The organism is Pseudodesulfovibrio senegalensis (assembly GCF_008830225.1).
Taxonomy (GTDB): Bacteria; Desulfobacterota; Desulfovibrionia; order Desulfovibrionales; family Desulfovibrionaceae; genus Pseudodesulfovibrio; species Pseudodesulfovibrio senegalensis.
On record NZ_WAIE01000003.1, the window covers coordinates 289,144 to 314,034 of the forward strand.

Genomic DNA, 24,891 nt, shown 5'->3' on the forward strand with positions numbered 1-24,891 from the left:
GGCTACAGGTCGTCCGGGTCCACGTAGTAGGTGATGCGGGAGCGGGGATTGAGATATTCGAAGATTTCCGGTGGCAGGTGCGAGAGCCGGATGCTTTTTTCCACCTGCAGTTCGGCCTCGTCCGCCAGTTCCACGATGAGCGCTTCCTTTTTCGGGATTTCCGAATCATAGAGCACGACACTGGGCCGCAGTTGGTTGGCCGGGTTCACGGACATGACCATGCCGATGGTGCCGTTGGTGAGCTGCACCACCGTGCCGGGCGGGTACACCCCGAGGCAGCGGATGAACGAGGTCAGCAGTTCCATGTCGTAGAGGGCCTTGCCCTGCCCGAACATATAGGAAAGGGCCAGATACGGGGTCAGGTTTTCCTCGGGATCGGAATTGTTGCAGAGATTGTCGTAGGAATTGGCGATGTTGACCATGCGTGCCAGTCGGTCGGTCTGTTCGCCCGTGAGTCCGTCCGGGTAGCCGGATCCGTCCGCGCGTTCGTGGTGCTGGGCCACGGCCGGAAGGGCTTCGGCCGGGAAGTCGGCGATTTTCGCGAGGATTTCCACGCCGAATTCCGGGTGCTTTTCCAGCAGTTCCTGCTCGGGCTTGGTCAGTGGCCCGCGTTTGCGCAGCAATTTCTTTTCAATGCGTGTCTTGCCGATGTCGTGAAACAGCGCGCCCATGCCCAGCAGTTCCATTTGCTCTTTCGAGAATCCGGCTTCGCGCCCGGCCATCATGGACAGCACGGCCACGTTCAGCGAATGGGAATAGACCGGCTCGATGCGGGGCAGCACGTTCATGAGGTGCAGGGTGGATTCCCGGTCTTCAAGAAAATGGCGGGCCAGCCGCCGCACGAACTCGCGGGCGTCCAGCACGGATTCCCCGTTGCCACGGACCATGCCTTTCATGATGTTGGTGATGTCCCGCACTGATTCGAAGTAGTGGTTTTCGCATTCGGCCATGCGCTGCTTTTTTTCTTCCAGACGGCGGGTGCGCTCCCGTTTGAGTTCCCACATTTCGTCCAGCATCTGCCGGGTCGCGTCGGGTTCGCAGGGCGCCGGGACCGGTTTTTCGTCCTGTGCGCCGGGCAACACGTCGCTTTTTTCCGGTATGCACAAAACCTTGCCCACGCCCAGTTGGCGCAGGATGTCTATCTGTTCCGGACTCGTGATCTTGAAGCTGTTGAACAGGAAGGGATGGGAGAACCAGCCGGTTTTCTCGAGACGAATGAAGACCCCGGGACGCAGACGGTCCACGGATATCCTGTATTCAGGAATGTTCATTTTGGCCATGACGGGCTCCCCACCGTATCGGCTTGATTCAGTTGCTTCCGGCACTATAGAGCCGAATGCCGGTAAAAATCAAATGATTTTGATCAAAATCACATGTTTGCGGTTGGTTTTTCCCGTGGCACGAGGCGGTGTTTCCAAAACGGGTCAAGGGGATTGTTTTTCCCGTTTGTGTCCTTTTCCCCTGCTGTTGCGTCCCGGTGGCCGGGGGCGGGGTATACTGGGACTCCGCCCGGAATCGGGCCAACACACAACAATGGGGAGGATTCATGGCCGACAGTGTGATCGAGATATGCAACAACGCGTTGCAGGACCTGGGAGAGGACCCCATCATGTCTCTTGTGGACGAAAGCAAGGGCGCGCGGTTGTGCAACCGCAGGTGGCCCGCGTCCCGTGATGCGGTGCTGCGGGCGCACCCGTGGAACTGCTGCATGGCGCAGGCTGAACTGGCCGCGTCCGTGGACGCGCCGCGCTGGCGGTGGGAGCGAAAGTACGTTTTGCCCACGGACTGCCTGCGGGTGGTGCGCGTGGCCGGTGCGGACGACGCCGAGGTGCGCGACTGGGAAATACAGGGGCAGGTGATCCTGTGCAACGAGGCCGCGCCGCTCATGCTGGCCTACGTGCGCCGCGAGGAAAACCCCAAGCGGTACGATGCGCTGCTTTCCGAGGCGCTTTCCGCACGGTTGGCAGCCATGCTGGCCTATCCGCTGACGGGTTCCACGTCGCTGGCCGATGCCCTGTGGCATGCGTATCAGGAAAAACTGGGCGAGGCGCGCGGCATTGACGCGCGTGAGGGCGTGCCCGGAGCCTTGCGCAGCACGCAGTGGCTGCGGGCCAGGCACGGCTGCGCGTACTGACCGCATGTGCGGGCGCGGGCGTCCTGCCGGGCGGGCCGCTCTTGTTCTTTCAATGCCCGGCTGTTACATTCGGCAGCATGAAGATCATGTCCCGTTCGTTTGTGAGCCGTTTCCCGGCCGTTTGTCGTTTGCGTGACCGTTTGCCCACCCTTGTGTGGACTGTTGCGGCCGTGGTGCTCATGGTGGTTTCCGCCGGGGCTTCATGCGGCCAGACGCTGGTGTTGCGCCAGCCGGCCATCGACCATGCGGGGGACGAACTGCAGGTGCGCCTCGGCATTGACCTGCGTGACGTGAACGGGGTGGCAGCCGCCCTGAAAGACGGCGTTTCGCGCGAGGTCAGCTGCAGCGCCTCCCTGTTTCGTGTCCGCCAGTACTGGTTCGACACCCGGATCGGCCAGAAACGGTACACGTGGCGGATGGGCTACGACGCCCTGTCCGGGGAGTTCGTGATCCGCGACGGTCAGCGGGGCCGCGAGCTGCGGGGCGCGGATCTGGCCGCCCTGCTCAAGACCGCGTGGGCTTCGGTACGCATGCCTCTGGGTCGTTGGGCCCTGTTGCAACGCGGCACCATGTACAATCTGGACATGGCCGTGACCATGCACCAGACCGAGGTCCCGGGGTGGGTCACGCGAACATTGTTTTTCTGGGACTGGAACCAGGGGCCGTCAACTTCCTATGCCCTGGAGTTCCGGTACTAGGCCATGACCGAATACATCCACATCAGCACCTCGGACAACCGGGAGCGCAAGCGCCGCAGGCGCGAACTCATTGCCGCGGGCGTGTGTTTTGCGCTCATCGCGGTGCTGACATGGGTGGAGCTCAAATACCTTGGCGGCAATTCCTATCTTTTCCTCGGATTGCTGAACCTCAATTTCATTCTGCTGCTGGTGGTTTTTTTCATCGTGGCCCGCAACAGTGTCAAGCTGCTGCTGGAACGGCGGCGCAGGGTGCTCGGCTCCCGGCTGCGCACCCGGCTGGTGCTGGCGTTCATTTCCCTTTCGCTCATCCCCACCATGCTCATGTTCCTGGTCAGCGTGAAGTTCGTGCAGACCTCGGTGGATTACTGGTTCAAGGGGCAGGTGGAGGAATCCATGGAACAGGCCCTTGAACTGGGCCGGGCTTTTTACGGTTCCATGCAGGAGCGGCTGGAGCGGCGCGGCAAGAACATGATCGACGAGATCAAGGAACGCGAATACCGTTGGGGCGGCAAGGGCATGAACACCTTTCTGGGCGACAAGTACGCGGAGTACGGTCTGAGCCTCGTGGGCGTTGTGACCCCGGCGGGCAAGTTCCAGAACACCCACTCCTCGGCCCGGTGGGAGAAGGCATGGCCCGAGATCGCGGAAAAGGTGGACTGGGAAAGCCTCAAGGAAAAGCCCCGGCCGTGGTCCACCATTCTTTCCAAGCCGGACAGCGACCTGATCGTGGGGGTCACGCCCGTGGACGAGGGGCGTTCCGGCTTCCTTGTGCTGGGCGAAACCGCCGGGCAGGGTGTTTTGCACCGGCTGGACCAGATCGTGCGCGGGCTTGATGAATACAAGAAACTCAAGACATTGAAATATCCGTGGAAAATGACCTTGTACCTGACGCTCGGGGTCATGACCATGCTTATCATTCTCGGAGCCATCTGGTTCGGATTCCGGCTGGCCAAGGAGATTTCCGCGCCCGTGCAGGCCTTGGCGGCTGGTACGGAGCGTATTGCCAAGGGCGACCTGACCGTGCGTCTGGAAGACCCGTCAGACGACGAGCTGGGCTTTCTTGTCGGTTCGTTCAACCTCATGGCCGAGGACCTTGAAAGCAGTCAGGAGAGCGAGCAGCGTGCCCAGCAGCGGCTGGCACAGCAGAATCAGGAGCTGGAACGGCGCGGTTCCTATATCGAGGCCGTTCTGGACAACATCACATCGGGCGTGATTTCCATGGACGATGCCGGACGCATCGGCACCGTGAACAAGGCGGCCGAGCGCATTCTGGGCGTGCCCTCGGCGTTTCTCATCGGCAAGAAGCCCCAGGTGCTGCTCTCCGGGGAATTCGCGGAGCTCATGGCCGAGGCCATGGAACAGCTCAAGGGCAGCCCGGCCTCGGTCTGGTCGCGGCAGGTGGACCTGCCCGTACGCGACAGGGTCATCAAGGTGCTGGTCAACATCGTGAGCCTCGGGGAAATGGGCGGCGGCACGGCCGGCACCGTCGTGGTGCTGGAAGACATCACCGAGCTGGAGAAGATGCAGCGGCTGGCGGCCTGGCGTGAGGTGGCCCGGCGCATCGCCCACGAGATCAAGAACCCGCTCACGCCCATCAAGCTTTCGGCCCAGCGCCTGCAGCGCCGTTACGGCGAGGCCGTGGACGAACGCGTCTTCAATGAATGCACGGATCTGATCGTGCGACAGGTGGAGCGGCTGCAGCAGATGGTTTCCGAGTTTTCCGCCTACGCCAAGATTCCCGAGGCGCAGTTCAAGGCAGATTATCTGGTGCCGCTCGTGGAAGAGGTCGTGGCCATGTTCCGCACCACACATCGGGGCATCCGTTGGGATCTGCGCATTGAAACGCCCGTGGAGCGCATGGTTTTCGACCACGAAGGCCTGCGCAAGGTGTTCATCAATCTGTTCACCAACGCTGTGGAGGCTCTGGAGGGCCGCGACGACGGCGAGGTTGTGGTCACCGTGAACCACAGCAAGGACGAGGGCGTGGTGCATATTTCGGTACAGGACAACGGTCCCGGTCTTTCCGAGGAAGACGTTTCGCGCATGTTCGAGCCGTATTTTTCGCGCAAGAAAGGCGGCACCGGATTGGGGCTGGCCATCGTGCGTTCCATTGTCAGCGATCACAAGGGGTCGGTGAGCGTTCGTCCCAACAAGCCCGGGGGCAGTGTTTTTGAACTGGTGTTGCCGGTGCGGGCATGAACGTCGTAACCCTTGAAGATCACGGCGGGTTCGACCCGCAAAAAAAGAGCGTGAAAAGCATGTCCGAACCAAAAAACGCATTGACGCGATTCGTTGGCCTGTGGTAGTGAATCGCCACTTGTGAAGGATTGCACGAATTGCCGTTTCAGGCTATGACATGAAGCCGAGCCTGATTGGGCCGCCCGTCGAGGTGCGATATGTTCTTTAAAAATAACGACAGCATGAAGGATATTCTCCAGGTTGGAGGTGCGGCGGGCACAATGGGCCTCCATCTGGTATCCGCGACAGTTGTCGGACTGTTTATGGGGTACTGGCTCGACAAGTGGCTGCTGGAATTCTTCCAGCTGCACACCAAGCCCTGGCTGACCATGATCTTCACGATCCTCGGCATTGTTTCCGGATTCCGGATGGTGCTGGAAGATGCGCGCAAGATGCAACGGCAGGCCGAGGCTGAAGAGAAGGGACCCGTGAACGGGGCAAACAAGCAGGGTGCCGAAAACGGTGACGATCCGTCAAAAGATTGATCGATTCCTGTACGCCCGGGGTTTTGTGCACGACGAGGTCCGCAATCTCATGCGGAGCCAGCTGTGTTTCTCCCTGGGGTTGGCAATCGGTTTGCTGGGTGTCACTCTCGGTTCTGCCTGGTCGCTGGCTTTTGCGGCCGGAGCCGTGGTCATAACGCTGAACTTCTGGGCGCTTGCCCGCATAGTGCAGCAATTGATCTATGTGCAGAAAGGGGCTGTTTTCACCCTGTTGGTGATTTTCTACGGAAAGCTTATTCTCAGCGGCGTGGTGTTGTATCTCGTGTTGGGGGTGTGGCGGTTGCCGGTCTGGGGGCTGGTGGCAGGGCTTTCCACGGTGGTGGTCAATATCACCGCCTGGGGGCTGAAAAATTTTGGGCAAAACAAGCCTGACGCGTAATCAGTTGAAGGAGGCGTAGCGAAATGGTAGCTGGTGGCGGTTTACCGCATCCTTTGGTTTACATGCATCTTTTGGGAGACGCGTTGCATCTGCACGCGGACTGGGCCTTGTACGTGATGCACACGTGGCTGGCCATGGCCATTCTTTTCCTGTTGGCGTTCATGGTCCGCGGCCGGTTGCAGCTGGTGCCCGGCGGATTGCAGAACGTCTTCGAAATGATCATCGGCGGCCTCGAGGATTTCGTGGTCTCCAACATCGGTGAAGAAGGCCGCCGGGTATTCCCGGTGCTCATCACCCTGTTCCTGTACATTCTGGTGTCCAACTATCTTGGTCTGGTGCCGGGCTGTGACGCTCCCACCGCCAACCTGAACACCATCATCCCGTTGGCCGTGTTCCTGTTCCTGTACTACAATTTCCACGGCATCCGTAAATGGGGCTTCGGCTACATCAAGCATTTCATGGGCCCGGTGGCCGCGCTCGCGCCGCTGATGCTCGTGCTTGAGCTGATCTCCCACTTCGCACGTCCGCTTTCGCTGACGCTGCGTCTGTTCGGCAACATCCGCGGCGAGGAAATCGTCCTGATCTTGCTGTTCTTCCTGGCGCCGGTGTTCTCCACCGTGCCCATGTACTTCCTGTTCCTGCTTGCAAAGACCATCCAGGCATTCATTTTCTTCATGCTGGGTACCATCTATCTGCAGGGCGCTCTCGATCACGCGCATTAGGAACGGATACTGAATTTGGGGAAATGGTCGTCTGACCACAACTATATTACAACTCTATGGAGGAGTTCACGATGAAAGCTCTGAAAACCATTCTGACCACTCTGGCTATGACCCTGGCTGCCACCGCTGCCTTTGCTGCCGGCGACGCTACCGTTGCTGCCGCCACCGCATACGCAACCGCTCTGGGCATGGGCCTGGCCGCCGGTCTCTGCGGCATCGGTCAGGGCATGGGCCTCAAGGGCGCCTGCGAAGGCACCGCCCGCAACCCCGAAGCCGGTTCCAAGCTGACCACCACCCTGATCCTCGGCCTGGCATTCATCGAATCCCTGGCTATTTACGCTCTGGTTGTCTGCCTGATCCTGCTCTTCGTCAAGTAAGCTTGACAACGCACGATTTATAGGGGAGGTTCCGGCCTCCCCTTTTTAAAGCAGAGCCATGTTAAAAAATTCACATGGCAAGCCCGGACAACACCGGGAAAGACACACAATGAAAAGCGAACACATCCCCAAGGCTACCATCGGCAGACTCGCCGTCTATATTCAGGTCCTCGAAAATCTTCTCCGGGACGGGACAGAGGTTATTTCCTCGGAAAAACTCGCCAGTGCCTGCTCGGTTAACTCCTCGCAAATACGTAAAGACCTCGCATACTTCGGTGAATTCGGAGTGCGCGGTGTCGGGTATTATGTGCAGGAGCTGATCACGTCCATCAAGCATTCGCTGGGCATCGACAGGGTCTGGAACTGTGCGCTCATCGGCGTGGGCAACCTGGGCACGGCCCTGTTGCGCCACCATGATTTCGAGCAGCGGGGTTTTGTCATCAAGGCCGCATTTGATTGCGACCCGGACAAGATCGGCAAGGAACTCGAGGGTATGGAAATCGTCTGCCCCACCCACCTCAAGAATCAGGCCAAGGAGCGGGGCATCGAGCTGGGCATCATCACCACGCCTCCGGACCGTGCCCAGCGAGCCGCCAACCATCTGGTTGACGCGGGCATCAAGGGGATCGTCAACTATGCTCCGGCCAGAATCAACGTTCCCCCGCATATACCAGTGGAATACGTGGACTTTTTCGACCATCTGTATTCGCTGGCCTTCCAGGTGACGCTGGGAAATTTCGAGGGTTAGCCCTGCGAATTTATGATCGGAAGCGGTATCCCACGCCGCGGACCGTCTCAATCCATTCGGCATAGGGGCCGAGCTTTTGGCGCAGCCTGCGTACATGCGTGTCCACTGTGCGGGAATACCCTTCGAAGTGGGTGTCCCATACCGTGTCCAACAAATGATCGCGGGTTTGTACCTTGCCCTGGCCTGAAATCAGTTCGGATAGCAGCTTGAACTCTGTTGCGGTCAGCGGGGTCGGTTCCTCGTCGATCTCGATCTGGTGCGCTTCGAAGTCCACCTTGATGCCTTCGCGTTCCCAGGCGGACGGCCGGGCCGTGTTGTCACTGCCGGCTGCACGGCGCAGCACGGCCTTGATGCGCAGGACCAGTTCCCGGGGGCTGAACGGCTTGACCACGTAATCGTCCGCGCCCAGCTCAAGTCCCACGATGCGGTCGATCTCTTCTCCCTTGGCCGTGAGCATGATCACCGGCACGTTGGCCGTGACCGGCTCCTGCTTGAGCTTGCGGCAGACTTCTAGACCGTCCATGCCGGGCAGCATGAGGTCCAGCAGGATGATGTCCGGGCGGAAGGTTCTGGATTTGTCCAGGCCCAGCTGTCCGTCTTCCACGGCCGCCACATCGAATCCCGAAGACGTCAGATTGTATTTGAGCAATTCCCGGGTATCCCGATGGTCTTCGACAACGAGAATCTTGTAGTCAGACACAGAGTGCTCCTTGATGGCAGATTGTATTTCACCGCAACCTATATACCAAAGTGCGTGTATGGCGGGTTACGATTCAGTAACAATTTTTCGCGGATGTGGGCATGGTGACCCATTTGTCCCATGCTTGGCAACAGTGGCATTGCTGTAAATCCAACTCATTGCTTTCCATGTCGTTTTTTTCTTGCGAATACGCTAAAGTGATGTGCGAATCCGGCCGATAGTATTGGAAACGTCCTGAAAATCGGAGCTTGCCATATGTATTACCACGGATTCGACAAACACTTTCCGTCCGGAAACAAGTATTGGACCATGTACGATGATCAGCTCATCGGCATGCTGTTTTCCAAGATCATCAACAAGACGGTGAGCGTCGAACCCGAGGGTGAAGAGCTCGTGGACGAGATGGTCAACAATCTGTTCGATCTTTGCTTTTACATTAGCAAGGATTGTCACGAATGCTGACCTGATTGTGTTTTGATGCTGCAATCCATTTTGCAGAAACGGCGCAGGGGACGGTCCTTTGCGCCGTTTCTGTTTATTGTTTGCCCAGTGCCCTGTTGACCGCGTCCACCAGCTTGCGGGTGTCGATGGGTTTGGTGAAGGTTTCAATGACGTCAAAGGCCTTTGCCAGTTCCACAATGGCCTCGGGGTTGAATGCCTCGCCCCCGGAGATGGCGATGAATTTGCTGGCAGGATCTTTTTCCAGAAGCTCACCCATGACTTGCAGCCCGCCCTTTTTGGGCAGAAATATGTCGATGATGCTCAGGTCCACGGTGTTTTCCCGTGCGGCACGCATGGCTTCTTCTCCGTCCGAGGCCAGTATTGTCGTGTATCCTTCGGTCTCCAGCACGCTTTTGATCAGTTCCCGGATCATGGGGGCGTCGTCAACGATGAGGATCGTTTTGTTCATGGCTTGTCTCGCTTGTTGCTGTTGGGTTCATGGAGGCGACATGATCAATTGCAGCGCGCACTTCCTGCGCGAGAAGAGGCATTGCCCTCCGGGCCTCGGCCGTGTCGCTGTTGCTGCATAGAAATTCCATTTGTTCTGCAAGGGCTCCCGCTCGCATGGCGCCGATGGTTCGGGAATTCCCCTTGATGCTGTGTGCGGCGTGCTGGCCCTTTTCCATGTCATTGCTCTGGACTGCCTTTTCCAGTTGCGCCAGTTCGGGGGGCGTGTCGCGCAGGAATATTCGTTCCATGCTTTCCAGCAGGTCTTCCCTGTCGTTCATGCGTTCCAGGGCGGTTTTCCTGTCAAAGGGAGGCGTTGCTTCCTGCGCGGATTTCGTGGTTTCGTCCCGTTGTTGTTGCGTCGGGGGCTGCATGGTGTCTGGCCGCGACACTGTGCGGGCAATGGTGTCGGAAAGGGCCTGAATGCGAATGGGCTTGGACAGGTAATCGTTCATGCCCACGCTCAGGAAACGCTCCCGGTCGCCTTTGAGGGCGTGGGCAGTGAGTGCGATGATGGGGATGTCCGGTGCCAGTACCCCGGAATTCCTGTCCCGGATGATGCGGGTGGCCGTGATTCCGTCCATTATCGGCATCTGCACGTCCATGAGCACCACATCGAATCGTCCGGCCTTGAGCAGTTCCACGGCCTCGTATCCGTTTTCCACCTGAGTGACGTCATGCCCCTGTTCGCGCAGTACGGTTGCGGCCAGCTTGCGGTTCAATGCGTTGTCGTCGGCCAGCAATACGCTGAGGTGCGGCACTTCCTGCACCGGGTGTTCCCGGGTCGTGACGGTCCGCACCAGTTCCTCGGTGCGGCTTGTACGCAGGCGCACCGTGAAGGTGAACGTGCTGCCCCTGCCCTCGGTGCTGGTAACGGCGATGGTGCCGTGCATGAGCTGGACAAGTTGTTTGGAAATGGCCAGCCCGAGGCCGGAGCCGCCGAACCTGCGGGTAATGGATGCGTCGGCCTGCGTGAAGTCGTTGAAGATTTCCTTTTGCTGTTTCTTGGGGATGCCCACACCCGTGTCCCGAACCGAAAAGCGCAGCAGCACGGAGTCGTCTTCTGCTGTCTGGGCCATGGGTTCGCGGCGAACGCTCAGGGTCACGCTGCCGCGGGTGGTGAATTTGACGGCGTTGCCCATGAGGTTGATGAGAATCTGCCGCAGGCGCTGGGGATCGCCCAACAGTACGTCCGGAACATCTGCGCCGATGTCGTCGGTGATTTCCAGGTCCTTGTCTTCGGCCTGCACGCGGTGGATGCGCATGACCGAGGCGATGATTTCCGACAGGCGGAACGGCTCGATTTCCAGCTCCATTTTGCCTGCCTCTATCTTGGAAAAATCGAGGATGTCGTTGATGAGGGTCAGCAGGGAATCGCCCGCCTCGACCACATGGTTGAGGTATACGGTCTTTTGGCTGGGTTCGTCGGTGCGCAATGCCAGTTCGGCCATGCCGAGAATGGCGTTGAGGGGCGTGCGTATTTCATGGCTCATGTTGGCCAGGAACGCGGACTTGGCCCTTGCCGCACTGTCGGCCCTGCGTTTGGCTTCGATCAGGTGCAGGCTCTTGTCGGTGAGAATGCGGTTGAGGCCCTGCAGTTCCTGCGTGCGTTCGCGAACCCGCTGTTCCAACTCCGCGTGGGCTTGGCGGAGCTTGTTTTCTGCGTTTTTGCGCTCGGATATGTCGATGCCCAGCACCATGACCATGCGTTCGCCGGAGCTGTCGGTCATGGGGTTGAATTGCAGGTGGAAGGTGCGGGAATCAGCCAGGGTCCATTCCTGTTCCACTGTGCTGTCGGAGCGCATGGCCCTTTCCGGGGGGCATGCGGGGCAGAGTGTTGCGGAGCACTGCAGCAGCTGCCTGCAGCTTTTCCCTTTGGGGCTGCCGAATATCTTGCGGAAGTACCGGTTGGCGTAGCGGATGGTGTGGTCCGGGTAGATGTGGAACACCAGCCCGGGCAGTGTTTCCATGAAGAATATCTGGCGTTGCTGCTCCCGGCGCAGGTTTTCGCCGGTGCGCCGAAGGTCGGTGACGTCCCGGGATATGACCGCCACTTGAGTCATGTCGTCATTTTCGTTGAAGATGCCGGTGAAGGTGTGGATGTATGTCCGGCCGTTGATATCTTCCTCGATGCGGGAGATTCCGTTCGTGCGCAGCGTCTCGCGCAGCCGGTCCCGGCGGGCAATGAACAGGTCGCGTGCAATGAAATCCGTGAGCAGCCGTCCAAGGGTTTCTTCCGGGCTGCCGGATTCGAGCATGGAGCAGGCAGCCTGGTTTGCGGCCAGAATGTGGTCGGTCCGGGACAGGATCATGGCCGGATTGTCGCTGGCCTCAAGCAAGCCGAGGGCAACGGCATTCGTGATGATTTCTGGTGGTTGGCGTTTGCTCGCTTTCATGACTGTGCCGGGCTAGAAATATATGATCATGGCTGCACTGTTGCATAGCTCTGGTAAAAAGGCGATTATTTCCGGGCAGCCACGGGGAAAACTCCGGGGAAATGCGAGGAGGATGCATGGATTTGCAGGGGACCGTGATACGACCGCCCAGCGAGGCCGGGAGCGTGCTGCTTCAGGTCACTCTGGGGTGTACGCACGGAAAATGCGCTTTTTGCGGAGCCTATCTGGACAAGCCGCGGTTTGGTGTGAAGGATCGCGACCAAGTGCTGGCCGATCTGGAATGGGCGGCGCGGCACAGGCCGGATGCGCGGCGGGTATTCTTGTGCGACGGCGATGCCATGAGCCTGCCTCTGGCCCGGCTGGAAGAGATTCTGGCCGCGGTGAAACAACGGCTGCCGAGGGTGACGCGGGTCGCGGCCTACGGCAACGCGCGCGGACTGCGCCACAAGAGCGCGCAAGAGTTGCAGCGGTTGCGTGAACGGGGACTGGGCATGGTCTACATGGGACTGGAGTCCGGGGACGAAACCACGCTGGCACGCATGAACAAGGGCAGCACGGCCGCGAGCATCGTGGAGCAGGGCAGGCGCGTCATGGATAGCGGCATGAAGCTGAACGTGACCGTGATCAACGGTCTTGGCGGGGTGGAGCGTTCCATGGTTCACGCCCGGGAAACGGGCCGTGCCCTTTCCGAATTGGATCCGCATCAGGCCGCGGCCCTGAGCTTGATGCTTGTACCGGGGACCTCGTTGCACCGCGACAGCGAGCAGGGCCTTTTCACGGTTCCCGATGCCATGGGCATGCTCGCGGAGTTGCGGGAGATGATCGCCTGTTTGCATATGAAAGGGCTTTTTCTGGCCAACCACGCTTCAAACTATGTGCCTGTTCGTGCGCGCATGCCGCGCGACAAGGACGCGGTGCTGCTTGCGCTGGACAATGTGCTCGCGGGGGGCGGCGGCGTGCGCGACGAATCACTGCGCCGCCTGTAGGAAATACTATTGGGGAGTGTCTGTCTTTTCGTTGTCCGAACCAAAGAAGGAATCGGCCCAGGAAAAGGCGTGCTGGTAGCTGACCGCGATGGTGCCGGGCAGCAGGTTCAGGGCCCGGGCAAGGGTGCCGACTTCGTCCCACCGGGAAGCCTCGATGGAGTGGGCCAGCCGGAGCCACGGGGAAAACTCGTTTTCCGTGCCGCACAGGGCGCGTTTGATGACGTCGTCGATGGGCAGGTGCTTGACCAGATCCTTCATCTCCATGTCGAACATGGCGTCCAGCAGGGAAAAGAGTCCGAGCATGAACAGCTTGTCGGAAATCTCCTCAAACCCGCCGCCAAGGGCCGCGGTTTCAAAAAGCTTGGCCCGGTGCGCGGAAAGGTAGGTCAGTTCGCGGGATTTTTCCGAGGGGCTCATATCCGTGAGGATGACCACGCGCAACCAGTTGCGGATGGGTTTCCACCCGGCCAGCACCACTGCCTGGCGAATGGAGGTGATGGTGGTGGCAAACCCGAAGTTCGGTGAATTCAGGAATGCCAGCAAGCGGTAGCTGATGGATACGTCTGCCTCAACGGCTTCGGCCAGCGCGTCGAAATCCGGCTCGTCGCGTTCAATGATCTCAAAGAGCTTGAGCCGCGTGATTTCATTGGATGAAATTTTTCGTCCGGAATCAACCTCGGGCTTGCAGTAGTAGAAGCCATGGAAAAGCGTGAATCCGTGCTTTTTGGCGCGGCGTTTTTCTTCAAGGGTTTCGACCCTCTTGGCCATGAGTTTGGCCTTGCTGTTCCTTGTCGTTGTTTGCACGAGGTCGCGCAGTTCAAAGTCGTCCTTGTTGTGCACGTCCACGATGAACACGTCTGCCAGGGCCCAGAGTTCTTCCTGGCCGGGCGTCCCCTCGAAATTGTTGATGGCCAGCAGGTAGCCTTCTTCACGCAGTTCTTCAAGGGCTGTGAGGAGTCTCGGAACTGCGGGTTCGCGCTCTTCAATGATCACGATGCCGCATTCGGAGCCAAGGGCGCGATGGTAGCCGCTTTTCACGGCATCGGCTGGGAAATGGACCATGGTGCGGGCGGCTTGTTCGGTGCCGATGTTACACAGGGACATGTCGGCCAGCACACGCATGGTGGCCTCGGCGTCGTCGGTGAACGTGGCCGACGTTGCATGCATGCTGTCACGAAATAGCAACATGTATGCCCATGTCTTGCCGTTTTCATCAAACACGGGCTGTCTGGCGATGAAAACGTTTTCGTACGTCTTGTCCTGTGTCATGAGCGTCTCCCTTCATGCTCTAGTAATCGTTTCCGATACTGCCCCACAACGAGACGGTCGTCAATTAAACGAGTGCTTAAAAAGGTTTTTTTGCAAAGCCATACGGATGCGCTTGTGCTTTTCTTTGACCTTTGCAGACCCTGTGCTGTATGCATGGGCGAAGGTGACCACCCGGTCACTAATCACAACGATGCAGGAGGGCTGACATGAACACGGGTAAAGCCATACGCCTTGAACGAATTATGAACAGGAACACGGGCAGGACGGTGATCGTGCCCATGGACCACGGGGTCACCGTGGGGCCTATTGCGGGCATCCACGCCATTCGCAGCGCCGTGACGAAGATCGCCGAAGGCGGTGCGGACGCAGGCCTGGTGCACAAGGGCATTGCCCGGTTGGGGCATCGCGGCACCGGCCGGGATCTCGGACTCATCGTGCATCTTTCCGCAGGCACGGGCCTGAGCCCCAACCCCAACGCCAAGGTGCTGGTGGGAACGGTGGAGGAGGCCCTGAAGCTGGGAGCGGACGGGGTCAGCGTGCACGTGAATATCGGCGACGAGACCGAGCCGAGCATGTTGGCGGATTTCGGCCGCATTGCGGCTTCGGCAGCGGATTGGGGCATGCCCCTGCTGGCCATGGTTTATGCGCGCGGCCCGCAGATAGCCAGTGAATATGACCCGGAAGTGGTGGCCCACTGTGCACGGGTTGGCGCGGAACTGGGCGCGGACATCATCAAGGTCCATTATACCGGCGATCCCGAGAGCTTCGGCCATGTGGTGCAGGCGACCGGGGGCGTTCCCGTTGTGGTGGCAGGCGGCGAACGCGTGGACAGCGTGCGCGATTTTCTGGTCATGGTCCGCAATGCGCTGGATGCCGGCGGCGCAGGCCTTTCCGTGGGCAGAAACGTTTTTCAGCATCCGGACCCGCGCTCCCTGTGCAAGGTGTTGCGGCGGTTGGTTCATGACGACATGGATGTGGATCAGGCCGTGGAAGGCTTTCCCGGCATCATTTAGCCCCTGCATCGCCGTTCGGCTTTCCGGTTCTGCCCGCATTGCGGTCGGACGGGTCTCTGGGCCTGTCCGACCCTGTTGCGTGTGAATCCGTTTTTTTCTTGTCGCGCATGTCCACCGCCGAGGAAACAACCATCCCCCTGCGCCGCAGTTCTTTTGCCGAGGGGAATCCCTGTACCTTCCTTATTCGAATGCATGGCAATATGTGTGCGTTTTTCATGAATGGTGTGCGTGTGATTTTGTTTTGTAACCAGATGCACAATAGTCTCATGCTATATTGAATGTCCAGTATTATATCGTAAATTTAACTGCAAATTCAACGGTTTGAGTTTTCAGACCGCCCTCAATAACATTATATATTTTTGTTTTTTGCGAGTAATGCATGCGCATGCGGTTTTGATTTGGGCTGTTGCATGAAAAAAGGCGGCCAAAGCCGCCTTTTTTCATGTGTCTGTCCGCGATGGGTCAGGAGGTCGCTTTTTTCTGGGCGGATTCCTTGAAGATGAAGATGGGCAGTTCCTGTACGCTTTCCCATTCGGAATCCGTGCGGATGGAAATGACCAGCATGTGCCGTCCCTCGGCAGCCACGGGAATGCCCGGCAGCTGGAAGTTGAGCTTGTGCAGCATGGTCCCTGTGTCCTTGACGTCCTGTACGCCCAGCGTTTCCATTTTGCCGCTGGGGGCCAGCAGCTGCAGGGCCACGGAAAACGTGTCGTTCTTTTCCATTTCCCACATGGTGCCCACGTACAGGGGCGGCAGGGTCACGGGCAATTCGGGCACCACGGCGTGTTCGATGGTGCGGATGAATGAAGTGGCTCCGGTTTCCCTGTCCACGATAATGTCGTTGCAGACCATGGCGTAGAGCAGTCTTGGCATGGCTTCTCCTGTGAAATTTTGGTTATTTGCGGCTCATGTCGCTCCAGGCCCAGACGACGTTGCCGCCGATGGCCCGGGTGATGTCGCCTTCGTAATCCCGCTCCAGTCGATAGGTCATGGGCGGGAAGTCCCTGCTGTTGTCCGAATAGAAGATAAGCTCCACATCGTCTTCGAGCCGCTTGGTGTTGACCCGCTTGACCATGGCGCCGCCTTCGGCTCCGGGTTCGCAGACCAGCATGATTTTGCCGGGCGGGGCCGGGTCGCGGTCGTCGCGGTCCACCAGCACGATGTCGCCGGGGTGCAGGGTCGGGACCATGGACATTTCGCCCTTGCCCACCTGCACGGCCACGAGGTTGGAGCGGTGGCGCACGGACTCGTGGTGCCGCCAGACAAGAACCCAGCTCTCAATGGCGTCTTCGGGTATCAGACCCGGCCCGGCGGCCACGGGTGAGGCCGCAAGGGGCACCGCCAGATAGTCCTCGGGCAAGGGGTCTCCCACGTCCTTGGGAGAAGAAACCTTTTGCGGCGCAACAAAGCAGACGTCCATGGAGGCGTCCGAGGGTTCGTCCGGAAAGGATATTTCCGCGCCCAACCCGTCCAGGATGCGCCCGAGCGAATCCGCGTTCAGCCCCCGTTCCTGCTTGAGAAAACGGTTCAGCTGGGAAGGGTCCACCTGCAGTTCGTCCGCCATGCGTTTGTTGTTGGCAAAGGCTTTGCCCTTGCCGATGCGGTTGAGCAGGGCGGTACGCACGTCGTCGGTAAAGCCCATGTCACCTCCTTGGCAGCTCTTTTCTTGCATAAATCACATATTTTGGCAAATGTCTAAAGCCGTACGGCAAAATGTGTTGACTTTATATAGTCAGACGACTAATATTTGTTTCTGCAATGAGGGCGACAATCAGTGGAGGCGTTGTATGGAGTCAATCGTGGAAATAACGCGCCTTGAGGAGGGCGAAGCCGGGACCATGGGTGCCCTGCGCGTGAACAAGCGGCTGGAGTGCCTGACGCTGGAGCCGCAGGACAGGTGTAACCGGCAGGGGGCTTCCTGCATCCCGGCGCAGCAGTATCGCTGCGAGCGGGTGCGCTCGCCCCGGTTCGGGGAGACGTTTGCGGTGTCCGGGGTGCCCGGGCGGGACCATATCCTGTTTCATCCGGGCAATCTGGCCGAAGACACGCAGGGGTGCATTCTGTTGGGCACCCGGTTCGGCGCCGTGCGCGGACAGCGCGGAGTGCTGGATTCGGGCACCGCGTTCGAGCGTTTCATGACCCTGCTGCGCGGGCAGGAAACCTTTCACCTGACCATAGCCGAGCATTACTAGCGTTTCGACCACTCATACGGATACATGGAAGCCGGGGCGCGGATGGCGATGTGGGGGGGGGCGGTCCGGGCCGAAGGCGAGCAGGAGGAATCATGCATCAGGAGATATGTCTCAAGGGAGCCAAGGATATCTGTTACGCGGTGGGAGAGAATCCCAAGGAGATAACGACATTGGTGCGGGAGCACGGACTGCCGGCATGGAAACGGGCCAACCGTGGACGCTGGCGCGCCCTGCCCGAGGATCTGCGCATGTGGATGCGCCAGCAGCGGGACAGGAACATCGGACGGCATTTGTACGGCGAGATCAGCTGAGGTCCGGGCGGCTGACCCGGTGGCGGATGCGCCATGAGCCGCTGATGCCCCGGGTGTCGCTGCTCACGGATATGCGCAGGGTGGCTGGATCGCGCTCCGCGTAATGTGCGGCGTCCGCGTGGGCAAAAGCCAGTTCCATGCGCTGGAGATGGCGCAGTGAACGGGGCGGCGCGCTCGCGGACGCAAGCACGGTCATCGGCGCATCAACGGTGTCGGATCGGAAAATGGTAGGCGCAACGGGCGGAGTCACGGGCATGGCCTTTGGCTTCGTCTGTTTTTTCATGCCGTGTGGCGGCCGGGGGGAATTGGCTGCGAGGCTTGTGTGCAGCGGTTCGGAAAGGGAGCGGTTTTCGCGGGCGGGATTCATGCGCAGTGGCGCGGGCGAAACCGCGGCCATGGGTCGCAGCACGGCCGATTGCGGGCTGCCCGGGATTGTCGTGGTGTCGTGAACATGGGCCCGGGCCAGCATCACGCGCGGTTCCGCTGCGTGGTCGTGGGGATTCAGCCAGTTGTCCAGCCGGTCCAGTTTTTCGGCCACCACCGTGACCGGGCTTTTGCCGTTGGCCGCGTATTCATAGGTGTATTCACCCACGGCGTAGACCGTGCCGATGTATTGGGCCGGTCCGTTGAGCAGGAAGGAGCCCGCGCCGAACAGGGCGCTGAGGGCCAGGCAGCCGGAGAGTGACGCGGCAATGGCCAGCAATATGCTGTTGACGATAAGGCGTGACTTCATGCCGTGAAAGAAAGCAAAGCGCGTGCCTGATCGCAAAGGTCGAGGCAATCGGCGTGGTTGGCGCGCGGTTTGCGGCGTGTGCCCGCTGCTGGCCGGGGTGGCGTGTCGGTTTGCTGACGCGCTTACTGCTTTGCCGGGGGGCCGTTGAGCAGGCGCATGCCGTACACGCGGTCCAGTGGGTTGGCGTGCATGTCCGCAGCGTTCCACAATTCCATTCCCGGCTCCAGCGTGGTGATCACGGTACGGCCGATGACGTGGCGTCCGGGTTCACCCATGAACGAGGTTTTTACGCCCCACATGGAGTGCAGCACCACGGGCCTGCCGTCGTGCGTGCCGATATAGAGCATGATGTGGCCGGGCGAGCGGATCAGGGTCAGGAACGGCACGGCATTGTCCATGATGGCCTGTTCCTTGGCTGTGCGGCCGAGGCTGCCCAGCTCCGTGTGCAGGCCCGCCTCGTACTGCTGGAAGGAATTGCGCGGCAGGTAGATGCCGAATCCGGCCAGCAGGTCCATGGTGGTGGCCGAGCAGTCCCGGTCCTCGTACATGCCGCCCCATCCGTAGGCCCTGCCCAGCATGGCGTCGGCAACCTTGGCGAACATGGCCGGCGTGGGCGCAAAGGGCATGAGCGCGGCATGGTTCGCCGCAACATGGGCGGTGGTCAGCACGGCGTTGCCCGTGGCGTCGCGCCGGGGGACCAGCACGGAAAAGCCTGTTTTTTCCGGCCTCTCAGCCAGCGGAAGGATCATGCCCACCTGCCCGGTGCAGCAAAAGCGTCCATCCCGGTCCGCCACGGGCACGCGGTCGCGGGTCATGGCTGCCAGCGCCGGGGCGTTGAAACGTCTTTGGAAATTCTCATCGGTCCAGCCCATGTCGCGCACCGGAATCCAGCCGAAGGCAAAGCGGGATTGCACCAGCACCCAGGCCTTGTCCGCGCTCATGTGCAGGGCGCGCAGGGGCGTACCCGCCAGCACCAGCGAGTTTTGCGCATAGTCGAAGGGATAGCCTTCCCCGGCCTTGGCAAAGTTGTAAAACGCGGGCTCCTGTGTGGGCAGTGCGCGCATGCTGGTGTTGGCCACGGCAATGCAGGGGCGGCCCGCCCCGCCTGTCCCGTGCAGGGAAGGGTAGTTTTCGACCTGCGACAGGGCGCGCATGCGTGCCAGCCACTCCGGGCCGCGTTCAAGGGTGTTCTGGCCGAAGAGGTGCTTTTTGGCAAAGCGGTCCAGGGCCCAGAACGCATGGTCTGCGGGCAGTTCCCCGCATTCCCCGGTCCACGGTGAAAAATGGCGGCGCAAAAAGTCCGCATACAGGGCGGCCTGCGTTCCGGGACCGAGCAGCGGTTTGTCCGGGGCCAGACCGTGGAAGGCTCCGGCCTCCTGCGGCAGGGTTTGCAGGTCGCGGATCATGCCCGGCCGGGTGGAGCAGGCCGGGAGCAGCAGCACGAACAGCAGCACGGGGATCAATTTTTGTATCATGATGGTCTGATTAGGCACAGAAAGGTGGAAGGATGTCAACCGAATGAGCGGGGGCGGGGGAAAGCAATCAATCAACCGACGAACGGGCTGCAAGTTATCAGGACGAGTGAACGCGTTTTGCTGTCGCACGGAGTAAGAGCTCGCACTCACAGCGACAGGCAGCATTGGGCTAACCCGGAAAGTAGGTTAAAACGCACGCTGTTAATCTCCCGGAACGCTTTTGTTTGAAAAACTTACTCCGCCTGAAGGAGGGCCTTGGGGAAGTACGACATGAATCGTTCATAGCGAAAGGTTCCCAGTTCCTCCTTCATTTGTTCCATTGCTTCTTTTGTCGTGTTCATGAACGGTATAAAAGATGTGTTTTCTATAGTCGATTGATTGTAAATGAAAGTTCCGAGAGCCTCGGGAAAGTATAAATTGTTTTGAAAATCCGATATGATGATATCAATAGAAATGTTGTTGAGCAGTTCTTGGTCCGCTTGGCTGTACCCACTCTTTTGGTTGAGTGATGTTATGTGTTCGTAAAGAGATTCTTCTGTATAAATTTTTTTTGCTCGTTTTTTGAGTTCTTCATTAAAATCTATTTTTATATTCTCGTCAGAGGAGCATAGTGATTTAGCAAGATCGTTATTGTAAGTGGATATCCATGTTTTATAGTCAACGATTGAATCTAATGTCTTTTTAACATAGTCGTATTTAAATTTGATGTACTTTGCTGTGTATTTGTCTTGATCTCCTGATATTTGTCCTAGAGCCTTGAAATAAAAATTGATATTTTCAAAAATTTCATTATCAAAAATTGTACACCCGATTTCGTCGAGGATTGTTTCGATTTTTTTTACGACCTCTTTGTCATCTGTTTTTATATTAAATTCATATTTATGAAATATTTTGCACAGTTCTTGATTGATGGGATGACCATTGTTTGATTCTTCTTGTTCTTTCAAAATGCTGAGGCACTGAGGTTTGTTGAGTCGGGATGTGCTGATGAATTCCCATAATAAGGCGTGGAGGGGTATCAGGTTTGAAATTTTGCTCGCAAATTTGTTTGCGTAAGTTTTCACCTCTGAATTGCACTCTTTGTCTTTAATCTTTTTATGAATATTGATGTCGGATATCGTTGCTAGCCCATCTGCACCGAGTCCGGCATACAGGCAAGTTAAAAGAGCCACATAGTGCGCAAGGTGCTGCATGCCCCATTCTGAGCAATCATTTTTCACAAGTTCTGATATGATATGTACATTTTGCGCTACCTTTTTAACCGTTCGAAGGTTGGATTCGTCAACCGATTCCAAGGCGCGTTTGACCTCGTCTTTGTATTTGGTGTTAATTTTATATAATATGTTATTGATGATGTCTTTTTGATTTGGAGTGTATAGAAATTCTTTATCTATCAATTTTTCTTTGTACGTTGTGTATTTTCCATCTTCTTCGTTGATTTTTTCTTCATCCATTATGAGGATGATTTTTGAGCCGTAACGTTCCTTGAGGATGGACGCGAGTCCCATGACTTCGCAATGCTGTAATTCATCACTTTTTCTTTCAAAATCATCAATACAAATGACCAAGTCAGAAAAATCGTTTTTTTCAAAAAGGCAAAGAAGTTTGCCAACAGCATTTCCTGTCAAGCCAAAACTGATATCCCCATTCTCATCTGCCGAGAAGGTTGTTTTAATGGCATCTATGCCCTTTTTTAATTTGCCAATGTATCTGTTTTGAGAAAAAGCCTGCAGAAGAATGTCGTTTTGTATTTCTTCAATGCTTTTTTTCCCAAAGAGAGATACGTAGACATATTTTTTGTCGTGTTTTCCCTTGGGTTGTGATGCGGCAAAATCATTCCAAAAATGGGTTTTTCCGATTCCCCACGGGCCCTTCAGCAAGAGGACACAGCCATCGTTCGTTGCGAGCAGTGTTTTCAGAAGCTTTGAGCTTTCGTTTTGATCCATGCTTGCCCTCTGAGTTTTTTGTTTAATGTCGGTATTTGTTTTGCGAATTTTATATTTGTGTTCGCAGGAAGAGAAGCCTTTTTTGCAAAAGATGTTGTACTTTGTTGCTTCGACGGATTTTTCCTCTCTATTCCGAGTGTCGACTGGAATCGAGCCATGGTATGGCTCGGTGCGATAACGTATGCACGAGGACGGTGAAGCAAATTTCAGAAAATCAGCGAGGCACTGCAAGCTGCCGACGCAGGGATTGATTGGTGGGGAGGAAGAGGAGGGTAGGTCGCAGGAAGGGAGGAGAGGGAGGGGGGACCGCCCCCCCCTCCCTTTCCTCCATTCCTTAAATGGTTTTCGACTGATTGGCGCAACGTGTCGCTGTCCGACCCCGCGTCAGCGCAACCATTTTACTTCGGCAAGCTGCCGTTGTTTTCTTCAGCCGCACGCGAGCGCAATCGCACGCCTCTCCCCTTATTCAATCGCCCCCTCCAAACGCAACAGATACTCCTTCATTGGGATCCCGTCCGCGCCGGAAAAGCCGGTCATTTTTCCGCCCGCGCCAACGACCCGGTGGCAGGGGTAGACCAGCGGCCACGGGTTGGTGGCCATGGCCCGGCCTGCGGCGCGCGCTCCGTTGGGGCTTCCGGCCATGGCGGCCAGCTCCCCGTAGGTGACCACGGTCCCGGGCCGGACGGTGCGGAGCTTCTGCAACGCTTTGGCGGAAAAGGGGGAAAGTCGTTCCATGGCAAAGGGCAGGCCCGGCCATTCCATGGATTCGCCGCGTACATAGCGTTCCATGGCCTGTTGCAGTGCCGCGCCGTGATTCGAGAGTTTCGGGGAAGGGGAAACGTCTTCGGACCAGCGCAGGTCCAGCCGTTGGATGCGGCCGTTTTCCCAATGGATGATCACGGCCAGCGGGTCGGCGCATACGGTTTCATGATGCATGGCGGTTCTCCTGTGGCGGGGTGAAATGGTCAGGCGGCCCGTGGGGCGCGCCGTTGTTCTTGCCTTGCCAGATGTCGTTTGCTTGCAGATGGTCGCGGATGGCGTTGAGCACCGTGTGCTTTTCCCCGGCCCATTGGGGGGCCAGCAGCTCGCCGCGCGCCGGGTCGCCGTTCAGGCGGTGCACCACGGTTTCGGGCGGCAGGATCATGAGCGCACGGCCCAGCCAGTCGCAGTACTCTTCCAGCGTGATCGGTTCATACCGGCCGTTCTTCCAGAGCGCGGCCATGCGTGTTCCCGCACACACGTACAGGTTGTGGAACTTGATGCCGTTCACGGGCAGACCGTTGACGAAACGCACCGTGGCCAGCAGGTCGTCGCCGTGCTCCCGGCCTTCCGGCGTGGGCAGCCCGGCGATGACGTGCGCAACAACGTTCAGCCCGCGCGTTGCGGCCTGTTCTGCGGCACGGGCAAAGGCTTCGGCCGTATGCCCCCGGTTGATATGTTCCAGTGTGCTGTTGCTGGCGGATTGCAGGCCCAGTTCAAGAAAAACCTCGCCCAGCCCGAGCTGTTCCTTTTGTTCGGCCAGCAGGTCCAGCTTGCGCTCGTCCAGGCAATCGGGCCGGGTGCCGATGCTCAGGGCGGCCAGTCCGGGCAGTCCTTTCAGCTGGCGCAACACGTCTTCCAGTTTTTCATGCGGCCCGTAGGTGTTGGAATAGGATTGCAGGTAGGCCGCGAACAGGGCCGCGCCGTAGCGCTTTTGCATGCGCTCCTGCCAATGGGACCACTGGGCGCGCAGGTCCAGTCCCTTGTCCAGCAGCCCGGACCCGGAGCCGGAGGGGTTGCAGAAGGCACAGCCCGCGCGGGAAATGGAGCCGTCACGGTTCGGGCAGTCAAAGCCTGCGTCCAGCGGAATCTTTTGCACACGCCTGCCAAATCGGGCGCGAAAAAAGGCGTTCAGGGAGTATGTTCGATGCACAATGCCGAGCCTATATGTAGAAATTGTCTAGAATATGGGCCTACGCTATTGCCTGCCCACGGTTCATTTGGTACGAATCCTTGACTGATGGAGTAATCTAGCCCAATACGCGGCTCTTTTGAAGTGGCCGCTTATGCCATAATTCCAGAAACAGGGAAGAGAAATTGATGGGAAGCCTGCTGAACAAGATTCTCGGTTCGTTCTCCAATGATCTGGCCATTGACCTCGGGACAGCCAACACCCTCGTGTACGTGAAGGGCAAGGGCGTCATGCTCAGCGAACCTTCCGTGGTGGCGGTGAAAAAGGACTCCCGGGGCGGCAAGACCGTGCTGGCCGTGGGAGCCGAAGCCAAGAAAATGCTCGGCAGGACACCGGGCAACATCGTGGCCATCCGCCCCATGAAGGACGGCGTCATCGCCGACTTCGAGGTGACCGAGGCCATGCTCCGCCATTTCATCTCCAAGGTGCACAACAGCCGCAGGCTGGTGCGTCCGCGCATCATGATCTGCGTGCCCACGGGCATCACCCAGGTGGAAAAACGCGCGGTCAAGGAGTCCGCACAATCTGCGGGCGCGCGCGAGGTCTACCTGATCGAGGAGCCCATGGCTGCGGCCATCGGCGCCAACCTGCCCATCACCGAACCCACCTCCAACATGGTGGTGGACATCGGCGGCGGCACCACGGAAATCGCGGTCATCTCGCTCTCCGGCATCGTGTACGCACGCAGCGTGCGCATCGGCGGGGACAAGATGGACGAAGCCATCATGCAGCACGTCAAGCGCAAGTACAACATGCTCATCGGCGAATCCACCGCGGAAATCATCAAGATGACCATCGGCTCGGCCTACCCGCAGGGGACCGAGGAACCCGAGATGGAAGTCAAGGGCCGCGACCTGGTCACCGGCATTCCCAAGAACCTGACCATCACCTCCGAGGAAATCCGCGAGGCCATCTCCGAACAGGTGGACGGCATCGTGCAGGGCGTGCGCATCGCTCTGGAACAGACCCCGCCCGAACTGGCGGCGGATATCGTGGACCGCGGCATCGTGCTCACGGGCGGCGGCGCGCTCCTCAAGGGACTGGACCTTCTGTTGCAGCATGAAACCCAGCTTCCCATCACGGTCGTGGACGACCCGCTGACCGCCGTGGTCATCGGCTCGGGCAAGGCCCTGGACAACGTGGAAGTATACAAGGACATCACCACGGACTAG

Annotated in this window: 26 protein-coding genes; 14 read left to right on the forward strand and 12 right to left on the reverse strand. The window is 58.5% G+C overall.

The features are described from left to right. Positions 1-2: 2 nt before the first annotated feature. Positions 3-1,280 carry a cyclic di-GMP phosphodiesterase gene (locus tag F8A88_RS09630; RefSeq protein ID WP_151150927.1) on the reverse strand — a complete coding sequence of 426 codons (1,278 nt, stop codon included), beginning with the start codon at positions 1,278-1,280 and terminating at the stop codon, positions 3-5. A 266-nt stretch (positions 1,281-1,546) separates the two neighbouring features. Here F8A88_RS09630 and F8A88_RS09635 point away from each other — a divergent pair, with 266 nt between their 5' ends. The 8 genes from F8A88_RS09635 to F8A88_RS09670 all read left to right on the forward strand — a co-directional run bounded on the left by F8A88_RS09635 (position 1,547) and on the right by F8A88_RS09670 (position 7,799). After that, a complete protein-coding gene (locus tag F8A88_RS09635) occupies positions 1,547-2,134 on the forward strand; it encodes a phage connector family protein (RefSeq protein WP_151150928.1) in 588 nt (195 codons plus the stop codon). Further along, entirely contained in the window at positions 2,101-2,832 is a 732-nt protein-coding gene (locus F8A88_RS09640) for a DUF4390 domain-containing protein (protein WP_151150929.1), read from the forward strand. Before F8A88_RS09635 ends, F8A88_RS09640 begins: the two co-directional genes overlap by 34 nt. Before the next feature lie 3 nt (positions 2,833-2,835). Further along, positions 2,836-5,031: a sensor histidine kinase gene (locus F8A88_RS09645; RefSeq protein ID WP_151150930.1), complete on the forward strand. Its 2,196-nt coding sequence runs from the start codon at positions 2,836-2,838 to the stop codon at positions 5,029-5,031. 197 nt (positions 5,032-5,228) lie between these two features. Beyond that, positions 5,229-5,555 carry an AtpZ/AtpI family protein gene (locus F8A88_RS09650; protein WP_151150931.1) on the forward strand — a complete coding sequence of 109 codons (327 nt, stop codon included), beginning with the start codon at positions 5,229-5,231 and terminating at the stop codon, positions 5,553-5,555. Further along, positions 5,533-5,952, forward strand: coding sequence for an ATP synthase subunit I (locus F8A88_RS09655; RefSeq protein ID WP_151150932.1), 420 nt, complete (start codon positions 5,533-5,535; stop codon positions 5,950-5,952). The genes F8A88_RS09650 and F8A88_RS09655 overlap by 23 nt, the downstream gene beginning before the upstream one ends. A 23-nt stretch (positions 5,953-5,975) precedes the next feature. Further along, the gene (gene atpB, locus F8A88_RS09660; protein WP_151150933.1) at positions 5,976-6,674 is read left to right on the forward strand and encodes a F0F1 ATP synthase subunit A; all 699 of its coding nucleotides are present in this window, start codon (positions 5,976-5,978) and stop codon (positions 6,672-6,674) included. 71 nt (positions 6,675-6,745) lie between these two features. Continuing rightward, positions 6,746-7,051, forward strand: a complete 306-nt coding sequence (locus F8A88_RS09665) for an ATP synthase F0 subunit C (protein WP_151150934.1) — start codon at positions 6,746-6,748, stop codon at positions 7,049-7,051. A 58-nt stretch (positions 7,052-7,109) separates the two neighbouring features. Then, positions 7,110-7,799, forward strand: coding sequence for a redox-sensing transcriptional repressor Rex (locus F8A88_RS09670; RefSeq protein ID WP_151150935.1), 690 nt, complete (start codon positions 7,110-7,112; stop codon positions 7,797-7,799). Between the two features lie 10 nt (positions 7,800-7,809). Here the strand turns inward: F8A88_RS09670 and F8A88_RS09675 are convergent, their stop codons facing one another. Continuing rightward, complete coding sequence (locus F8A88_RS09675) at positions 7,810-8,499, reverse strand: response regulator (RefSeq protein ID WP_151150936.1); 690 nt, start codon at positions 8,497-8,499, stop codon at positions 7,810-7,812. Positions 8,500-8,754: 255 nt separating this feature from the next. On the opposite strand from F8A88_RS09675, the gene F8A88_RS09680 reads away from it, so the two are divergent. Further along, complete coding sequence (locus tag F8A88_RS09680; protein WP_151150937.1) at positions 8,755-8,961, forward strand: hypothetical protein; 207 nt, start codon at positions 8,755-8,757, stop codon at positions 8,959-8,961. A gap of 73 nt (positions 8,962-9,034) precedes the next feature. Here the strand turns inward: F8A88_RS09680 and F8A88_RS09685 are convergent, their stop codons facing one another. Both F8A88_RS09685 and F8A88_RS09690 read right to left on the reverse strand, forming a co-directional pair. Next, complete coding sequence (locus F8A88_RS09685; RefSeq protein ID WP_151150938.1) at positions 9,035-9,409, reverse strand: response regulator; 375 nt, start codon at positions 9,407-9,409, stop codon at positions 9,035-9,037. Then, positions 9,384-11,843, reverse strand: a complete 2,460-nt coding sequence (locus tag F8A88_RS09690) for a hybrid sensor histidine kinase/response regulator (RefSeq protein ID WP_151150939.1) — start codon at positions 11,841-11,843, stop codon at positions 9,384-9,386. Before F8A88_RS09690 ends, F8A88_RS09685 begins: the two co-directional genes overlap by 26 nt. 116 nt (positions 11,844-11,959) lie before the next feature. Here F8A88_RS09690 and F8A88_RS09695 point away from each other — a divergent pair, with 116 nt between their 5' ends. After that, a complete protein-coding gene (locus tag F8A88_RS09695) occupies positions 11,960-12,829 on the forward strand; it encodes a radical SAM protein (RefSeq protein ID WP_151150940.1) in 870 nt (289 codons plus the stop codon). 6 nt (positions 12,830-12,835) lie between these two features. Here the strand turns inward: F8A88_RS09695 and F8A88_RS09700 are convergent, their stop codons facing one another. Further along, on the reverse strand, positions 12,836-14,098 hold the full coding sequence (locus tag F8A88_RS09700) for an EAL and HDOD domain-containing protein (protein ID WP_151150941.1): 1,263 nt from the start codon (positions 14,096-14,098) through the stop codon (positions 12,836-12,838). 206 nt (positions 14,099-14,304) lie between these two features. Between F8A88_RS09700 and F8A88_RS09705 the strand changes: the two genes are divergently transcribed. Next, positions 14,305-15,111 carry a 2-amino-3,7-dideoxy-D-threo-hept-6-ulosonate synthase gene (locus F8A88_RS09705; RefSeq protein WP_151150942.1) on the forward strand — a complete coding sequence of 269 codons (807 nt, stop codon included), beginning with the start codon at positions 14,305-14,307 and terminating at the stop codon, positions 15,109-15,111. A 462-nt stretch (positions 15,112-15,573) separates the two neighbouring features. Here F8A88_RS09705 and F8A88_RS09710 read toward each other — a convergent pair whose 3' ends face one another. Then, the gene (locus F8A88_RS09710) at positions 15,574-15,984 is read right to left on the reverse strand and encodes a hypothetical protein (RefSeq protein WP_151150943.1); all 411 of its coding nucleotides are present in this window, start codon (positions 15,982-15,984) and stop codon (positions 15,574-15,576) included. 22 nt (positions 15,985-16,006) lie between these two features. Next, the gene (locus F8A88_RS09715; RefSeq protein ID WP_151150944.1) at positions 16,007-16,753 is read right to left on the reverse strand and encodes a S24 family peptidase; all 747 of its coding nucleotides are present in this window, start codon (positions 16,751-16,753) and stop codon (positions 16,007-16,009) included. Between the two features lie 157 nt (positions 16,754-16,910). Here F8A88_RS09715 and F8A88_RS09720 point away from each other — a divergent pair, with 157 nt between their 5' ends. Together F8A88_RS09720 and F8A88_RS09725 are read left to right on the forward strand one after the other, a co-directional pair. Further along, positions 16,911-17,303, forward strand: coding sequence for a DUF5675 family protein (locus F8A88_RS09720; protein ID WP_241667410.1), 393 nt, complete (start codon positions 16,911-16,913; stop codon positions 17,301-17,303). A gap of 92 nt (positions 17,304-17,395) precedes the next feature. After that, complete coding sequence (locus tag F8A88_RS09725) at positions 17,396-17,614, forward strand: DNA-binding protein (RefSeq protein WP_151150946.1); 219 nt, start codon at positions 17,396-17,398, stop codon at positions 17,612-17,614. Here F8A88_RS09725 and F8A88_RS09730 read toward each other — a convergent pair. From F8A88_RS09730 to mnmL, 5 genes are all read right to left on the reverse strand, one after another. After that, positions 17,607-18,347, reverse strand: a complete 741-nt coding sequence (locus tag F8A88_RS09730; protein WP_151150947.1) for a hypothetical protein — start codon at positions 18,345-18,347, stop codon at positions 17,607-17,609. The genes F8A88_RS09725 and F8A88_RS09730 overlap by 8 nt on opposite strands. A gap of 122 nt (positions 18,348-18,469) precedes the next feature. Then, positions 18,470-19,822 (reverse strand): SH3 domain-containing protein, encoded by a 1,353-nt coding sequence (locus F8A88_RS09735; protein ID WP_161598375.1) that lies wholly within the window; start codon positions 19,820-19,822, stop codon positions 18,470-18,472. A 233-nt stretch (positions 19,823-20,055) separates the two neighbouring features. Continuing rightward, entirely contained in the window at positions 20,056-21,768 is a 1,713-nt protein-coding gene (locus F8A88_RS09740) for a P-loop NTPase fold protein (protein WP_151150949.1), read from the reverse strand. A 462-nt stretch (positions 21,769-22,230) separates the two neighbouring features. Continuing rightward, positions 22,231-22,704, reverse strand: coding sequence for a methylated-DNA--[protein]-cysteine S-methyltransferase (locus F8A88_RS09745; protein ID WP_151150950.1), 474 nt, complete (start codon positions 22,702-22,704; stop codon positions 22,231-22,233). Continuing rightward, positions 22,694-23,680, reverse strand: a complete 987-nt coding sequence (gene mnmL, locus F8A88_RS09750; protein ID WP_151150951.1) for a tRNA modification radical SAM protein MnmL/YtqA — start codon at positions 23,678-23,680, stop codon at positions 22,694-22,696. Before mnmL ends, F8A88_RS09745 begins: the two co-directional genes overlap by 11 nt. A gap of 167 nt (positions 23,681-23,847) precedes the next feature. On the opposite strand from mnmL, the gene F8A88_RS09755 reads away from it, so the two are divergent. Continuing rightward, positions 23,848-24,891 (forward strand): rod shape-determining protein, encoded by a 1,044-nt coding sequence (locus F8A88_RS09755; RefSeq protein WP_151150952.1) that lies wholly within the window; start codon positions 23,848-23,850, stop codon positions 24,889-24,891.

Excerpts from the sequence above, each read along its gene's own strand:
- F8A88_RS09630 (WP_151150927.1), bottom strand. The coding sequence starts at position 1,280 with ATGGCCAAAATGAACATTCCTGAATACAGGATATCCGTGGACCGTCTG.
- F8A88_RS09635 (WP_151150928.1), top strand. The coding sequence starts at position 1,547 with ATGGCCGACAGTGTGATCGAGATATGCAACAACGCGTTGCAGGACCTG.
- F8A88_RS09645 (WP_151150930.1), top strand. The coding sequence starts at position 2,836 with ATGACCGAATACATCCACATCAGCACCTCGGACAACCGGGAGCGCAAG.
- F8A88_RS09650 (WP_151150931.1), top strand. The coding sequence starts at position 5,229 with ATGTTCTTTAAAAATAACGACAGCATGAAGGATATTCTCCAGGTTGGA.
- atpB (WP_151150933.1), top strand. The coding sequence starts at position 5,976 with ATGGTAGCTGGTGGCGGTTTACCGCATCCTTTGGTTTACATGCATCTT.
- F8A88_RS09665 (WP_151150934.1), top strand. The coding sequence starts at position 6,746 with ATGAAAGCTCTGAAAACCATTCTGACCACTCTGGCTATGACCCTGGCT.
- F8A88_RS09670 (WP_151150935.1), top strand. The coding sequence starts at position 7,110 with ATGTTAAAAAATTCACATGGCAAGCCCGGACAACACCGGGAAAGACAC.
- F8A88_RS09680 (WP_151150937.1), top strand. The coding sequence starts at position 8,755 with ATGTATTACCACGGATTCGACAAACACTTTCCGTCCGGAAACAAGTAT.
- F8A88_RS09685 (WP_151150938.1), bottom strand. The coding sequence starts at position 9,409 with ATGAACAAAACGATCCTCATCGTTGACGACGCCCCCATGATCCGGGAA.
- F8A88_RS09690 (WP_151150939.1), bottom strand. The coding sequence starts at position 11,843 with ATGAAAGCGAGCAAACGCCAACCACCAGAAATCATCACGAATGCCGTT.
- F8A88_RS09695 (WP_151150940.1), top strand. The coding sequence starts at position 11,960 with ATGGATTTGCAGGGGACCGTGATACGACCGCCCAGCGAGGCCGGGAGC.
- F8A88_RS09700 (WP_151150941.1), bottom strand. The coding sequence starts at position 14,098 with ATGACACAGGACAAGACGTACGAAAACGTTTTCATCGCCAGACAGCCC.
- F8A88_RS09705 (WP_151150942.1), top strand. The coding sequence starts at position 14,305 with ATGAACACGGGTAAAGCCATACGCCTTGAACGAATTATGAACAGGAAC.
- F8A88_RS09710 (WP_151150943.1), bottom strand. The coding sequence starts at position 15,984 with ATGCCAAGACTGCTCTACGCCATGGTCTGCAACGACATTATCGTGGAC.
- F8A88_RS09715 (WP_151150944.1), bottom strand. The coding sequence starts at position 16,753 with ATGGGCTTTACCGACGACGTGCGTACCGCCCTGCTCAACCGCATCGGC.
- F8A88_RS09725 (WP_151150946.1), top strand. The coding sequence starts at position 17,396 with ATGCATCAGGAGATATGTCTCAAGGGAGCCAAGGATATCTGTTACGCG.
- F8A88_RS09730 (WP_151150947.1), bottom strand. The coding sequence starts at position 18,347 with ATGAAGTCACGCCTTATCGTCAACAGCATATTGCTGGCCATTGCCGCG.
- F8A88_RS09735 (WP_161598375.1), bottom strand. The coding sequence starts at position 19,822 with ATGATACAAAAATTGATCCCCGTGCTGCTGTTCGTGCTGCTGCTCCCG.
- F8A88_RS09740 (WP_151150949.1), bottom strand. The coding sequence starts at position 21,768 with ATGGATCAAAACGAAAGCTCAAAGCTTCTGAAAACACTGCTCGCAACG.
- F8A88_RS09745 (WP_151150950.1), bottom strand. The coding sequence starts at position 22,704 with ATGCATCATGAAACCGTATGCGCCGACCCGCTGGCCGTGATCATCCAT.
- F8A88_RS09755 (WP_151150952.1), top strand. The coding sequence starts at position 23,848 with ATGGGAAGCCTGCTGAACAAGATTCTCGGTTCGTTCTCCAATGATCTG.